The organism is Microbacterium sp., assembly GCF_032084865.1.
Classification (GTDB): Bacteria; Actinomycetota; Actinomycetes; order Actinomycetales; family Microbacteriaceae; genus Microbacterium.
The window spans coordinates 1-14,094 of record NZ_DAMDLU010000071.1 but is presented as its reverse complement, the minus strand read 5'-3'; the positions used below and the strand labels follow the sequence as shown (position 1 = coordinate 14,094).

Here is a 14,094-nt window from a genome sequence, read left to right as displayed (position 1 = left end):
GCTGCGCGCTCGGCGCGCTCATGGCCGCCTTCCTCGGCGCCGCCCGCCACACCGACGCGGATGCGCTGGACGCAGTGGCCGCGGCGACCCTCGTGTACACGCTCGCGGCCGAGCACGCCGCCCGTGTCGCCGACGGCCCCGGAAGCTTCGCCGTGGGACTGCTCGACGCCCTCGCCGGGATCGACCCGGCCGACATCACCGCCGAGGCACGTGTCGACGAGCAGGGCGCGCTCGTCGAGGAGGACGCAAGATGAACCACGATCTGTCGATTCACCTGGTCACCGATCCAGAGCTGTGCGGCGACCGCGGCGTCGTCGACACCGTCCGCGAGGCCGTCGCGGGCGGGGTGAGCGTCGTCCAGCTGCGCGACAAGAACGCCTCGGATGAATCGGTCGTCGAGCAGCTCGTCGTTCTCAGCGACGTGCTCGCCGGGCGGGCGCTGCTCGTCGTCGACGATCGCGTCGAGGCCGCGCTCGAGGCTCGACGGCGCGGCGCACGAGTCGATGGAGTGCACGTCGGGCAGTCGGACATGCCGGTCGCCGAGGCCCGGCGCCGGCTCGGACCCGACGCCCTGATCGGCCTCACCGCGAACACACCCGCCCACCTCGACGCCGTGCGCGCCCTGCCGAACGGCACCGTCGACTACCTGGGCATCGGAGTGATCCGACCCACCAGCACCAAGGCGAATCACCCGCCCGCTCTCGGAATCGACGGATTGCGCGCGCTCGCCGCCGAGAGCCCGGTGCCGGTCGTCGCGATCGGGGGCATCCGGATCGACGACGCCGCAGCGCTGCGCGAGGCGGGGGCCGCAGGGATCGCGGTCGTCTCCGCCATCTGCGCCGCACCCGATGCCCGCCGGGCGGCGCGGGACTTCCGGCGTCACTGGGCGGCGCGCACCGCCCCGCGTGTGCTCAGCATCGCGGGCAGCGACCCGTCCGGCGGCGCGGGGATCCAGGCCGATCTCAAATCGATCGCCGCGCACGGCGGATACGGGATGGCCGCAGTGACCGCCCTGACCGTGCAGAACACCCGCGGCGTGCACGATGTGCACGTGCCGCCGGCCGCGTTCCTGCGTGCGCAGCTGAACGCCCTCTCGGACGACATCGCGATCGACGCGGTGAAGATCGGGATGCTGGCGGACGCCGAAGTCATCCGTACTGTCGCGGACTGGCTGCAGGCGCACCGCCCCGCGACGGTCGTGCTCGACCCGGTGATGGTCGCCACCAGCGGCGACCGTCTGCTCGACGCGCGGGCCGAGACCGCGCTGCGCGGACTCGCCGCCCTCGCAGACGTGATCACGCCGAATCTCGACGAGCTCGCCGTGCTGGCCGGGCGGGGGATCCGCGGCTGGGACGATGCACTCGACGCCGCGCAGCAGCTGTCGACCGAGACGGGAGCACTCGTGCTCGCGAAGGGCGGTCACCTCGGCGGCCCGACGGCGCCGGACGCCCTCGTCGGGCCCGACGGGGTCATCGTCGCCTTCGACGGGCCCCGCATCGACACGACCAGCACGCACGGCACCGGCTGCTCGCTCTCGTCGGCGCTCGCCGCTCTGCACGCGACAGGGCGGGACTGGCCGGATGCCCTGCGCGAGGCTCGCGCCTGGCTGCGGGAATCGCTGCGAGCGGCCGGCACCCTGCCGGTGGGGCGCGGACACGGACCCGTGAATCACTTCGCCGGACTGTGGCAGCGGGGCGGTCTGGGCACCCGCCCGACAGCTGAGGAGATCGGCGACGACTGGTGGAGCAGCGTCGCCACGGTTCGACAGGACATCGACTCGCTGTCGTTCATCCGCGCGCTCGCCGACGGCTCGCTCGATCGCGAGCGGTTCGTCGTCTACCTCGCGCAGGACGCGCTGTACCTGCGGGAGTACTCCCGGGTGCTCGCGGAGGCTGCCCGTCTGGCGCCCACGTCGGGCGAGCAGGCGTTCTGGGCCGCGTCGGCGCAGGGGTGCATCGTCGGCGAGCTCGAACTGCACGCGTCGTGGCTGACGCCCCGGACCGGCGTCAGCGCGCAGACGTTCGACGCCGAGCCCAGTGCGGTGACCACCGCCTACCTCGACCACCTGCGCGCGGCGGCGTTCTCGGGTGAGTACGCGACCCTGATCGCCGCGGTGCTTCCCTGCTTCTGGCTGTACACCGACCTCGGCACGCGGCTGCATGCGGGGGAGCTCGGCTCGCAGGCGCTCGATCCGCGGCATCCGTACGCGTCGTGGCTGGCGACCTACGCCGACCCCGGCTTCGCGGAGGCGAACGAGCGCGCCATCGGCTTCGTCACCGCCGCGGCGGCGAGTGCCGACGACCGGCTCAGGCAGCGCATGCACCGTGCGTTCGTCGTCTCGTCGGAGCACGAGCGGGCGTTCTTCGACATCCGCTGACGACGGGTCGCCGAGGACGCGGATTTGCGGATGCCGAGCCCTCGGCGATACTGTCGCCGCATGCCCCCGGTCGTACAGCCCTCGCAGACGCTCGTCTTCAGCGTCGCTCCTGTGCGACGACGACGCCGCGACGGCCGCCGACTCTAGGCGACCCCGCGCTCTCCGCCCTTCGACAGGCTCAGGGGCCCATATCGGGCTCAGGACCGCATCGGACTCAGGGGCCGTCTCGGGCCCAGGACCGAAATCGGGCTCAGGGATCCATACGTACTCAGGGATCCAGCTCGGAGAGAGCCGGTGTCGCCGCCCCGGCCCACCCAGCGCTCGCACCCCGCGTCATCGTCGGGGCCGACCGAGCACCGACCGTTAAGGTAGAAGCATGACGTACTCCGTCGCCGTCTCCGGCGCATCCGGCTATGCGGGAGGCGAGATCCTGCGGCTTCTCGCCGCCCATCCCGACATCGAGATCCGCACCGTGACCGCGCACTCCAACGCCGGTCAGCCCCTCATCGATCACCAGCCGCACCTGCGCTCCCTCGCGCATCTGACGCTGCAGGACACCACCCCCGAGATCCTCTCCGGGCACGACGTCGTCTTCCTCGCCCTGCCGCACGGTCAGTCGGGTCAGTACACGGATGCCCTGGGCGACGTGCCCCTCATCATCGACGCCGGCGCCGACCACCGGCTGACCTCGCAGGACGCGTGGGATGCCTTCTACGGCGGTGCCTTCAACGAGCCGTGGGCCTACGGTGTTCCCGAGCTGCGCACCGCCGCCGGCAAGCAGCGCGAGAACCTGCGCGGCGCCCGCCGGATCGCCGCGCCGGGCTGCAACGCCTCCACGGTGAGCCTCAGCCTCGCGCCCGGCGTCGCGGCCGGAGTGATAGACCCGTCCGACATCGTCAGCGTGCTCGCCGTCGGTCCGTCCGGTGCGGGCAAGAGCCTGAAGACCAATCTGCTGGGCAGCGAGATCCTCGGCACGGCGAACCCGTACGCGGTCGGCGGCACGCACCGGCACATCCCCGAGATCCGTCAGGCGCTCGCCGCAACGTCTTCGATCGCGCCCGACGACATCCGCATCTCGTTCACTCCCGTGATCGTGCCGATGGCCAGGGGCATCCTCGCCACCTCCACCGCGCCGATCGCCGCGGGCACCACCGATGCTCAGATCCGCGACGCGTGGCAGAGCTCGTACGGCGATGAGACGTTCGTGCAGCTGCTTCCCGAAGGCCGCTTCCCCCGCACCGCCGACGTCCTCGGCGCGAACACCGCGCTGATGGGCCTCGCCATCGATCGCGCGGCGAACCGGGTGACCGTCGTCACCGCCGTCGACAACCTCGTCAAGGGCACGGCCGGCGCCGCCGTGCAGTCCATGAACATCGCGCTCGGCCTGCCCGAAGGCCGCGCCCTCACCGTGAACGGAGTCGCGCCGTGAGCGTCACCGCCCCCCAGGGATTCGAAGCATCCGGAGTCGCCGCAGGCCTGAAGAGCACCGGCAAGCCCGACGTCGCCGTGGTCGTCAACCGCGGCCCCCGGAAGATCGGCGCCGCCGTCTTCACCACCAACCGGGCCAAGGCGAACCCGATCATCTGGTCGCAGCAGGTCATCGCCGATCGCGTGGTCGAGGCCGTCGTGCTCAACTCCGGGGGAGCCAACTGCTTCACCGGCGCCTTCGGCTTCCAGACCACCCACCTCACCGCTGAGAAGACAGCGGAGCTGCTCGGAGTCAGCGCGGGCGATGTGCTCGTGTGCTCGACCGGCCTCATCGGCACCGGCGACGAGGTGTTCCGCGGAAAGGTGCTCGACGGCGTCGAGCGCGGCGTCGGCGCACTCAGCGCCGACGGCGGCGACGATGCGGCGGCGGCCATCATGACGACCGACAGCGTGCCGAAGACCGCCGTGGTCACCCGCGACGGCTGGACCATCGGCGGCATGGCCAAGGGCGCGGGCATGCTCGCACCGGGGCTCGCGACCATGCTCGTCGTGCTCACCACCGACGCCGACCTCGAGGCATCCGAGGCCGACGCGGCGCTGCGCAGGGCCACCGCCGTCAGCTTCGACCGACTCGACTCGGACGGATGCATGTCGACCAACGACCAGGTCACGCTGCTCGCGAACGCCGCCAGCGGCATCCGTCCCGATCTTGATGAGTTCGCCGCCGCGCTCACCGAGCTGTGCCGCGATCTCGCCGCGCAGCTGCAGGCCGACGCCGAAGGCGCGAGCCACAGCATCGCGGTCGAGGTGAAGAACGCCGTCACCGAGACCGAGGCCGTCGAGGTCGGCCGGTCGGTCGCGCGGAACAACCTGTTCAAAGCGGCGATCTTCGGCAACGACCCGAACTGGGGTCGAGTGCTCGCCGCGATCGGCACCACCTCCGCCCAGTTCGACCCGTACGACGTCGACGTGTCGATGAACGGCGTGCGCGTGTGCACCGCGGGCGGCCCGGATCGCCCCCGCGAGGAGGTCGACCTGACGCCCCGCGAGGTGCACATCGAGATCGACCTGAAGGTGGGCGACGCCACCGCCACCATCCTCACCAACGACCTGACCCACGACTACGTGCACGAGAACAGCGCCTACGCCTCATGACAGACATCCAGGACACCCCGCCCGAAGAGGCGGCCGTCAAGGCCGCCACCCTCATCGAGTCGCTGCCGTGGCTGAAGAAGTTCCGCGATCAGATCGTCGTCGTGAAATACGGCGGCAACGCGATGGTCTCCGACGAGCTCCAGGAGGCGTTCGCGCAGGACATCGCCTACCTGCGCTACGTCGGCGTACTGCCCGTCGTCGTGCACGGCGGGGGCCCGCAGATCTCGAACATGCTCGATCGGCTCGCCATCCCGAGTGAGTTCAAGGGCGGCTACCGGGTCACCAACACCGAGGCGATCAGCGTGGTGCGCATGGTGCTCACCGGGCAGGTGAACCCGCAGCTCGTCGCGAAGATCAACTCGCACGGGCCGATCGCCACCGGGCTCAGCGGCGAGGACGCCGGTCTGTTCGGCGGTCGTCGTCGTGGCGTCATGATCGACGGCGAAGAGGTCGACCTCGGCCGCGTCGGCGATGTCGTGCAGGTCGACCCCACGCCCGTGCTGGATCACCTCGCCGCCGGGCGCATTCCGGTCGTCTCGTCGATCGCCCCCGACCTCGACCACCCCGGCCAGTCGCTGAACGTGAACGCCGATGCCGCGGCATCCGCCCTCGCCGTCGCGCTGGACGCCCGCAAGCTGGTGATCCTCACCGACGTGCCGGGTCTCTACGCGGACTGGCCGAACCGCGACTCCCTCGTCTCGCACCTCACCTCGAGCGCGCTGGCCGACATGCTGCCGACGCTCGAGTCGGGGATGATCCCGAAGATGCGGGCGTGCCTCGACGCCGTCGAAGGCGGCGTCGACGCCGCCGCGATCATCGACGGCCGGGTGCCGCACTCGGTGCTCGTCGAGCTGTTCACGAGCAAGGGAATCGGCACGGAGGTGGTCAAGGATGTCTGACTGGAACGATGACGCCGCGCGCGATCTGATGAGCCTGGGCGGGCGCCTCGCGCTGCTGACCCGAGGCGAGGGCTCGTGGGTGTGGGATGCCGACGAGAACCGCTACCTTGACTTCCTCGGCGGCATCGCGGTGAACTGCCTCGGGCACGCGCACCCGGTCTTCGTCGACGCCGTCTCACGGCAGGCCGCGACGCTGTCGCACGTGTCGAACTACTTCGCGTCACCGGCTCAGCTGGAGATCGCCGCTCGGCTGAAGCGTCTGGCCGGCACCGGCGAGCAGGGGAGGGTGTACCTCGCGAACTCGGGCGCCGAAGCGAACGAGACGGCCATCAAGCTGTCGCGACTGCACGGTGCGCGCTTCACCGAGACCGAGGGCAGGGCCCGCACGACCATCCTCGTGGTCGAGGGTGCCTTCCACGGGCGCACGATGGGCACGCTGTCGCTGACGCCGAAGGCCGCGTACCGCGACCCGTTCCAGCCCGCGATCCCCGATGTGGTGACAATCGAGCGCTCCGTAGAGAGCCTCGAGTCGGCGTTCGCGTCACACGCCGTCGCGGCGATGATCGTCGAGCCGATCCAGGGCGAAGCCGGCGTCGTCGAGCTGCCGGCCGGTTTCCTCGCCCGTGCGCGTGCGCTCGCCACCGAGAGCGACGCGCTGCTGATCCTCGACGAGGTGCAGACCGGCTCGGGCCGCACCGGGGAGTGGTTCGCGTTCCAGCGCGAGGGCATCACGCCGGATGCCGTGACCGTGGCCAAGAGCATCGGGGCAGGGTTCCCGCTCGGCGCGCTCATCACATTCGGCGCGGCCAGCGACCTGTTCTACCCCGGCACTCACAACTCGACCTTCGGCGGCAACCCGCTCGCGAGCGCCGTGGCCAATGCCGTGCTCGGACACATCGAGAGCGAGAACCTGCTCGAGAACGTCACCGCGCGCGGAGCCCAGCTGCGCGACGTCGTGTCCTCGCTGCCCCTGGTCGCCGGGACGACGGGGGCGGGACTGCTCATCGGCATCCACCTGACGGCACCGGTCGCCGCCGAGGTCCGCGCGGCGGCGCACGAGCGCGGACTCATCGTGAACGCGCCCACGGCCGACGTCATCCGCATCGCTCCCGCCTACACGATCGGCGACGACGAGGTCGACGCGTTCGTCACGCGCTTCACCGCCGCGCTCGCAGCCGTCGCCGAGACGGTTCAGGCACACACCGCAACGACCCCCACGGAGGCTTCCGCATGACCCGCCACCTGCTGCGTGACGACGACCTGACTTCCGCCGAGCAGGCGGAGATCCTCGACCTCGCTCTCGAGCTCAAGAAGGACCGCTGGGCGAGCAAGGCCCTCGCCGGCCCGCAGACGGTCGCGGTGATCTTCGACAAGTCGTCCACTCGCACCCGCGTCTCGTTCGCGGTGGGCATCGCCGACCTGGGCGGATCGCCGCTGATCATCTCCACGGCGAACAGCCAGCTCGGCGGCAAGGAGACACCCTCCGACACGGCGCGCGTGCTCGAGCGCCAGGTCGCGGCGATCGTGTGGCGCACCTACGCCCAGGCGGGCCTGGAGGAGATGGCGCGCGGCACCCGGGTGCCGGTCATCAACGCGCTGTCCGACGACTTCCACCCCTGCCAGCTGCTGGCCGACCTGCTCACGATCCGTGAGCACAAGGGCGATCTGAAGGGGCTCACTCTGTCGTTCTTCGGAGACGGGCGCAGCAACATGGCGCACTCGTATGTGCTCGCCGGGGTGACCGCGGGGATGCACGTGCGCATCGCCTCGCCCGAGGCCTACGCCCCTCGCGCCGACGTGGTCGCTGCGGCCGAGGCCCGCGCGGCGCAGACCGGCGGCTCCCTCAGCCTGATCTCCGACCCGCGCGAGGCCGCCGTCGGCGCCGACGTGGTCGTCACCGACACCTGGGTGTCGATGGGCAAGGAGGAGGAGAAGATCGAGCGGCTGCGCGATCTCGGCGGGTACAAGGTCACCACCGGGGTCATGTCGCAGGCGGCTCCGGATGCCATCTTCATCCACTGCCTGCCTGCCGACCGCGGCTACGAGGTCGACTCCGAGGTAATCGACGGCCCGCAGAGCGTCGTCTGGGACGAGGCGGAGAACCGTCTGCACGCCCAGAAGGCTCTGCTCGTGTGGCTGCTCGGCAAGCAGGAGGCGGCGGCGTGAGCGGCAATGGCACGAACGACGGCGCACTCTGGGGTGCACGCTTCGCCGGGGGTCCCTCGCCGGAGCTTGCCGAATTGAGCAGGTCGACGCATTTCGACTGGATCCTCGCCCCGTACGACATCGCCGGATCGCACGCGCACGCCACGGCCCTGAAAGCTGCGGGATACCTCGAGGCCGACGAGGCCCGCATCATGCACGAGGGACTCGATGCCCTCGCCGCGCGGATCGCCGACGGCACGCTGCTGCCCGACCCGGGTGACGAGGATGTGCACGGCGCCCTCGAGAAGGCGCTCATCGCAGAGGTCGGCGCCGAGGTCGGCGGCCGCCTGCGCGCCGGGCGCAGCCGCAACGATCAGATCGCGACGCTCGTGCGCATGTACCTCATTGACCATGCCCGGATCATCGCGAAGCACCTGCTGCGGGTGATCGACGCGCTGGTCGCCCAGGCCGAATCGCATCCCGGTGCGATCCTGCCGGGGCGCACGCACCTGCAGCACGCGCAGCCGGTGCTGCTCGCCCATCACCTGCAGGCGCACGCCTGGCCCCTCGTGCGCGAGCTCGAGCGTCTCGTCGACTGGCGGCGTCGTGCCGCAGTCTCGCCGTACGGCGGGGGAGCGCTCGCGGGCTCGACCCTGGGCCTGGATCCCGCTCTCGTGGCACGCGAGCTCGGGCTCGACCGTCCGGCCGAGAACTCGCTCGACGGCACCTCGGCCCGCGATGTCGTGGCGGAGTTCGCCTTCATCGCCGCGATGACCGGCATCGACCTGTCCAGGCTCAGCGAGGAGATCATCCTCTGGAACACCCGCGAGTTCGGCTTCGTCACGCTGGATGACGCGTACTCGACCGGGTCGAGCATCATGCCGCAGAAGAAGAACCCCGACATCGCCGAGCTCGCCCGCGGCAAGTCGGGCCGGCTGATCGGCAACCTGTCCGGGCTGCTCGCGACGCTCAAGGGCCTGCCACTCGCGTACAACCGCGACCTGCAGGAAGACAAGGAGCCCGTCTTCGACTCGGTGCAGACGCTCGAGGTGGTGCTGCCCGCGTTCGCCGGCATGATCGCCACGCTGCGCTTCGACACCGAGCGGATGGCGGCCCTGGCCCCCCAGGGCTTCTCGCTCGCGACGGATGTCGCGGAATGGCTGGTCAAGCGCCGTGTCCCGTTCCGGGATGCCCACGAGATCTCGGGCGCGCTGGTGCGCGCCTGCGAGGAGCGGGGCATCGGCCTCGAGGATGCGGATGAGGCGCTGCTGCGCTCGGTGTCCGGTCACCTGACTGCCGAGGTGCGCGAGGTGCTGTCGATCGAGGGATCGGTGGCATCGCGCTCGGGTGTCGGCGGCACGGCTCCGGACCGCGTGACCGAGCAGCGCGCCGAGCTCGTCGCGCGGGCGCAGGCCGCCGCGCACGCCCTCGGCCTCTGACCTCCGGCATCTGAGATGCTGATAAACCGAGAACATCAGCAACAAACTTATTATCTCGAGATATCAGTGATACCCTTATGCCATGGTGATCGCAGTCACGGCCGACATCATCGGCTCCCGGCAGCTCGAAGACCGCATCGGGGCGCAGCGGCACTTCGACGCGGCGATCGCTCGTGTGCAGCGCGATCTTCCTCTGACCGCGCAGCCGCTCCAGCCCACGGTCGGCGATGAGCAGCAGGGCGTGTACCCCACGCTGGATGCCGCCCTGGCCTCACTGCTGCTGATCCGTCTCGCGCTGCCGGACGGAGTCGAGTTCCGTTTCGGGCTCGGCGTCGGCGATGTGGGGCGCATCCCTTCGACCGCGTCGCGCGAGGGCATCTCCGACGGGCCGGGCTGGTGGGCCGCGCGCAGCGCCATCGAGCACGTGCAGGCGCTGCAGAGGCGCGCGGCCCCCGAAGCACGCAGCTGGATCGTCGTGCATGAGAGCGCGGGGATGCCTCCGGAGCAGGTGCGGTGGGCGAACGCCTACCTGCTGGCGCGGGACGAACTCGTCGGTGCGATGCGTGAGCGCCTGCGCCGGCTGACCTACGGCCGTTGCCTCGGCCGCACCCAGCGTGAGCTCGCCGAGCAGGAGGGGATCACGCAATCCGCGGTGTCGCAGGCGCTGACGGCCGCCGGGTCGGCGGCCGTGGTCGAGGGGTTCCGGCTGCTCGATATCGACTGACGCGCGGGCTCAGCCCAGGCTGAGGCGCAGGATCAGTCCGATCGCGCCCGCCCACAGCAGGCTGGCGAGGGTGCCGATGATGAATCGCTCCCTGGCCTCGGCCTCGGCCAGCTCGGGGAAGCGGCCGATGCCCTTCACCGCGATGATCGCTGCGATCGCCTCGGGGAACCCGACGGCGATGGCCAGCACGGTGCAGATCCGCTCGAGGTAGCCGATCACCGTGCCCCCGCGCATGAGCGTCCGCGCGTGGGCGGGATCGGCGTGCTGCGCCGCGACGATGAGGATGCCGCCGTCTTCGGTCTCCCGCACGCGCTTGCCCGTGGCGATGCCCAGCGCCCGTCGAGTGAACGGGTTGCCTCCGAGGGTCGCGGCGCCGATGCCGACCACCGTCATCGGCACGCCGATCGCGGGCAGCGCGATCGGGCGGATGACGATGACGACGGTCACCGCAGCCACGAGCAGCACGGCGCACAGCACCATCGTCGCCGTCGACGGCCTGCGCACGCCGAGCAGCGAGAACACGAGCACGACGACCAGCACGACGACGATCATCGCCGAGAGCACAGTGGAGGTGAGGGGATCGACCGGCGACATGTCGACAGCATCGCACGGGCATCGGACACCCGGCGGGGTCGGGGCGCGTGTCGTGCGCTGATAGCCTGGAACGCGTGTCGAATCCCGCTCTGACGACCGCCCCCGTGTCGCTCGACCCCACGTTCGAGAACGTGTGGGACGAGCTGCTGTGGCGCGGCCTCGTCCACGTGTCCACCGATCAGGAGGCGCTGCGCGCCCTTCTCGCCGGGGACCCGATCACCTATTACTGCGGATTCGACCCGACCGCGCCGAGCCTGCACCTGGGCAACCTCGTGCAGCTGCTCACCCTGCGCCGCATCCAGCTCGCCGGCCACAAGCCGCTCGGTCTCGTCGGCGGTTCGACGGGGCTGATCGGCGACCCGCGACCCACGGCCGAGCGCACGCTCAACACGCGTGAGACGGTCGAGGAGTGGGTGCAGCGGCTGCGCGCGCAGGTCGAGCGCTTCCTCAGCTTCGAGGGCGAGAACGCCGCCCGCATGGTGAACAACCTCGACTGGACGGCGCCGATGAGCGCCATCGACTTCCTGCGCGAGATCGGCAAGCACTACCGCGTCGGCACCATGCTCAAGAAGGACGCCGTGGCGGCGCGGCTGAACTCGGATGCCGGCATCAGCTACACCGAGTTCAGCTACCAGATCCTGCAGGGCATGGACTTCCTCGAGCTGTACCGCTCGTACGACTGCGTGCTGCAGACCGGCGGCAGCGATCAGTGGGGCAACCTCACCAGCGGAACCGACCTCATCCACCGTGTCGAGGGCGTCTCGGCGCACGCCATCGGCACGCCGCTGATCACCAACAGCGACGGCACGAAGTTCGGCAAGAGCGAGGGCAACGCGGTCTGGCTCGACGCCGACATGTGCAGCCCGTACCGGATGTACCAGTTCTGGCTCGGCACCGCCGACGCCGACGTGATCGAGCGGCTCAAGGTCTTCACATTCCTGACTCGCGCCGAGATCGAGGAGTACGCCGCTCTCGTCGAGAGCGAGCCGTTCCGCCGAGCGGCGCAGAAGCGTCTCGCCCTCGAGGTGTGCGCCACGGTGCACGGCGTCGAGGCGACGGCCGCGGTGATCGCCGCGTCGGAGGCGCTGTTCGGGCAGGGCGACCTGAGCGAGCTCGATCCGGCGACGCTGCGCACGGCTCTCGGCGAGCTGCCGAACGCGACCGTGCCGGCCGGAGCATCCGTGGTCGAGGCGCTCATCGCGACGGGTCTGGTCGCCAGTGCGTCCGAGGCGAGACGCGCCATCGCGCAGGGCGGCGTCATGCTCGACGGCGCGAAGGTCGTCGACGACGAGACCACCGTCCAGGGCACGCTGCCCGGCGGCGTCTCGGTGCTGCGCCGCGGGAAGAAGACCCTCGCGGGCGTCTTCGTGAACTAAGCCTGTTCGGCGTGGTGACCCAGCTCGGCGGCGGGGGTCTGCAGTAGCATCGGACAGCTGACGCTGTCCGCAAGCACTCGAGGAGCTGGTCCCCTTGCCCAAGGAAGCACATGTCCGCCGTACCGTCCCGCGCCGCGCCACCCGCCGGCTGCAGGTCGATGACGTTCTGGTCGTCCGCAAGAGCCGTCTGAGAACGGCGATCTCCGGCACCGTCGTCGGCAACTTCATGGAGTGGTTCGACTTCGGGGTCTACGGCTACCTCGCCGTCACGCTCGCCGTCGTCTTCACCGGCGACCTGCCGGGCGCGTGGGGGCTGCTGATCACCCTGCTCGGCTTCGCGATCTCGTTCCTCGTGCGCCCGCTGGGCGGGCTCGTGCTCGGGCCGCTGGGCGATCGCATCGGCCGTCAGCGCGTGCTGTTCGTCACGATGGCGATGATGGCGGCGGCGACCGGTCTCATCGGCGTGCTGCCCACCTCGGCGCAGATCGGGCTGTGGGCGATCATCCCGCTGTACCTGCTGAAGATGGTGCAGGGCTTCTCGACCGGCGGCGAGTACGCCGGTGCGACCACCTACGTCTCGGAGTTCTCACCCGACCGCAGCCGCGGCTACTGGTCGTCGTTCCTCGACGTCGGCTCATACGTCGGCTTCGCGGCCGGAGCCAGCGTCGTGGCGCTGACCACCTGGATCACCCAGAGCCTGTCCGGTCCCGACGCCATGACCGAGTACGGCTGGCGCATCCCGTTCCTCGTCGCCATCCCGCTCGGCGCGGTGGCGATCTGGTTCCGACTGCGCATCCCCGAGACCCCGGCCTATGAGGCCGAGGAGAGCGCCGGGCTCAACCGCGCCGACGCCGACGACCCCATGGCGCGGCAGGGAGTCGCGGGGATCTTCCGCCACTACTGGCGCGAGATCCTCATCGGCATCGCCCTCGTGTCGGCGACGAACACCGCCGGGTACGCCCTCACCAGCTACATGCCGACCTACCTCGAGACCGAGGTGGGCGTGTCGAACCTCATGGCGGCGCTGGCGACCGTGCCGGTGCTCATCGTGATGAGCGCGTGCCTGCCGCTGATCGGCCGGCTGTCCGACCGGATCGGGCGCCGACCGGTGTACGGCATCGCCGTCGGATCGACGATCGTGCTCATGCTGCCCGCCTTCGCCGTCATGCAGATCGGCACGGAGTGGGCGGTCATGATCGCCCTGGCCATGGTGGCCGTCCCGGTGGCGTTCTATGTCGCGATATCGGCCTCGGCCCTGCCTGCGCTGTTCCCCACGGCGTCGCGGTTCGGCGCGATGGCCATCGCGTACAACCTCGCGGTCTCGCTGTTCGGCGGCACCACGCCGCTGTTCAGTCAGGCGCTGATCGAGCTGACCGGCAACATCTACATGCCCGCGTTCTACATCATGTTCTTCGCCGCTCTAGGCGGGATCGCTCTGCTGACCATGCGCGAGACTGCGCAGCGGCCGCTGCTGGGTTCGGTGCCGACGGTCGAGAGCGAGGCCGAGGCCGAGGAGCTGGTGGCCGGGCAGGACGAGAACCCGCTCATCGACACGAGCACGATGCCGCTCACCGTGGTCGGCGCCGACACCGACGGCGCGGACGCGCGCGAGCGGCCGATCGACGTCTGAGCCACGCCCCAACTGGAGGCCGCATGCCGTTCACGCCCAGTCACGCCGTCGTGGCGCTGCCGCTGCTGCGCACACGGCTGGTGCCGGCCGCCCTCGCGATCGGGGCGATGACACCCGACCTGCCGCTGTTCACCCGCGGCCTCGGCCCGGGATACCTGTTCACGCACTCGGCGGCGAACGTCGTGTACACGGCGCTGATCGCGCTCGTGCTGCTGCTGATCTGGCGGGTGGTGCTGCGGCCAGGGCTCGTCGCCCTCGCACCGGCCGCCCTCGCGCGGCGGCTGCCGGCGGAGTGGGCGCTCTCCGGGCGGGCGACAGCACGGGATG

General features: G+C 70.6%; 13 protein-coding genes. 12 read left to right on the top strand and 1 reads right to left on the bottom strand.

Features of this window, described 5'->3' with window-relative positions; genetic code table 11:
- From RT309_RS08915 to RT309_RS08875, 9 genes are all read left to right on the top strand, one after another.
- On the top strand, positions 1-254 hold a 254-nt coding region (locus tag RT309_RS08915), incomplete at its 5' end, for a hydroxyethylthiazole kinase (RefSeq protein WP_313356519.1).
- Positions 251-2,377: a bifunctional hydroxymethylpyrimidine kinase/phosphomethylpyrimidine kinase gene (locus tag RT309_RS08910; RefSeq protein ID WP_313356518.1), complete on the top strand. Its 2,127-nt coding sequence runs from the start codon at positions 251-253 to the stop codon at positions 2,375-2,377. The genes RT309_RS08915 and RT309_RS08910, both read left to right, overlap by 4 nt.
- Before the next feature lie 376 nt (positions 2,378-2,753).
- The gene (gene argC, locus RT309_RS08905; protein WP_313356517.1) at positions 2,754-3,806 is read left to right on the top strand and encodes an N-acetyl-gamma-glutamyl-phosphate reductase; all 1,053 of its coding nucleotides are present in this window, start codon (positions 2,754-2,756) and stop codon (positions 3,804-3,806) included.
- Entirely contained in the window at positions 3,803-4,960 is a 1,158-nt protein-coding gene (gene argJ / locus RT309_RS08900; protein WP_313356516.1) for a bifunctional glutamate N-acetyltransferase/amino-acid acetyltransferase ArgJ, read from the top strand. The genes argC and argJ overlap by 4 nt, the downstream gene beginning before the upstream one ends.
- Entirely contained in the window at positions 4,957-5,859 is a 903-nt protein-coding gene (gene argB, locus RT309_RS08895; protein ID WP_313356515.1) for an acetylglutamate kinase, read from the top strand. The genes argJ and argB overlap by 4 nt, the downstream gene beginning before the upstream one ends.
- Positions 5,852-7,093, top strand: a complete 1,242-nt coding sequence (locus tag RT309_RS08890) for an acetylornithine transaminase (RefSeq protein ID WP_313356514.1) — start codon at positions 5,852-5,854, stop codon at positions 7,091-7,093. The genes argB and RT309_RS08890 overlap by 8 nt, the downstream gene beginning before the upstream one ends.
- Positions 7,090-8,025: an ornithine carbamoyltransferase gene (argF, locus tag RT309_RS08885; RefSeq protein WP_313356513.1), complete on the top strand. Its 936-nt coding sequence runs from the start codon at positions 7,090-7,092 to the stop codon at positions 8,023-8,025. Before RT309_RS08890 ends, argF begins: the two co-directional genes overlap by 4 nt.
- The gene (gene argH / locus RT309_RS08880; protein WP_313356512.1) at positions 8,022-9,443 is read left to right on the top strand and encodes an argininosuccinate lyase; all 1,422 of its coding nucleotides are present in this window, start codon (positions 8,022-8,024) and stop codon (positions 9,441-9,443) included. The genes argF and argH overlap by 4 nt, the downstream gene beginning before the upstream one ends.
- An 82-nt stretch (positions 9,444-9,525) precedes the next feature.
- The gene (locus RT309_RS08875; protein ID WP_313356511.1) at positions 9,526-10,167 is read left to right on the top strand and encodes a SatD family protein; all 642 of its coding nucleotides are present in this window, start codon (positions 9,526-9,528) and stop codon (positions 10,165-10,167) included.
- A gap of 9 nt (positions 10,168-10,176) precedes the next feature.
- Here the strand turns inward: RT309_RS08875 and RT309_RS08870 are convergent, their stop codons facing one another.
- Entirely contained in the window at positions 10,177-10,761 is a 585-nt protein-coding gene (locus RT309_RS08870; protein WP_313356510.1) for a hypothetical protein, read from the bottom strand.
- A gap of 74 nt (positions 10,762-10,835) precedes the next feature.
- Here RT309_RS08870 and tyrS point away from each other — a divergent pair, with 74 nt between their 5' ends.
- From tyrS to RT309_RS08855, 3 genes are all read left to right on the top strand, one after another.
- Positions 10,836-12,137 (top strand): tyrosine--tRNA ligase, encoded by a 1,302-nt coding sequence (tyrS, locus tag RT309_RS08865; protein WP_313356509.1) that lies wholly within the window; start codon positions 10,836-10,838, stop codon positions 12,135-12,137.
- Between the two features lie 94 nt (positions 12,138-12,231).
- Positions 12,232-13,767 (top strand): MFS transporter, encoded by a 1,536-nt coding sequence (locus RT309_RS08860; protein ID WP_313356508.1) that lies wholly within the window; start codon positions 12,232-12,234, stop codon positions 13,765-13,767.
- Between the two features lie 23 nt (positions 13,768-13,790).
- Positions 13,791-14,094 (top strand): DUF4184 family protein (locus RT309_RS08855; protein WP_313356507.1); only part of this gene is annotated, 304 nt, incomplete at its 3' end.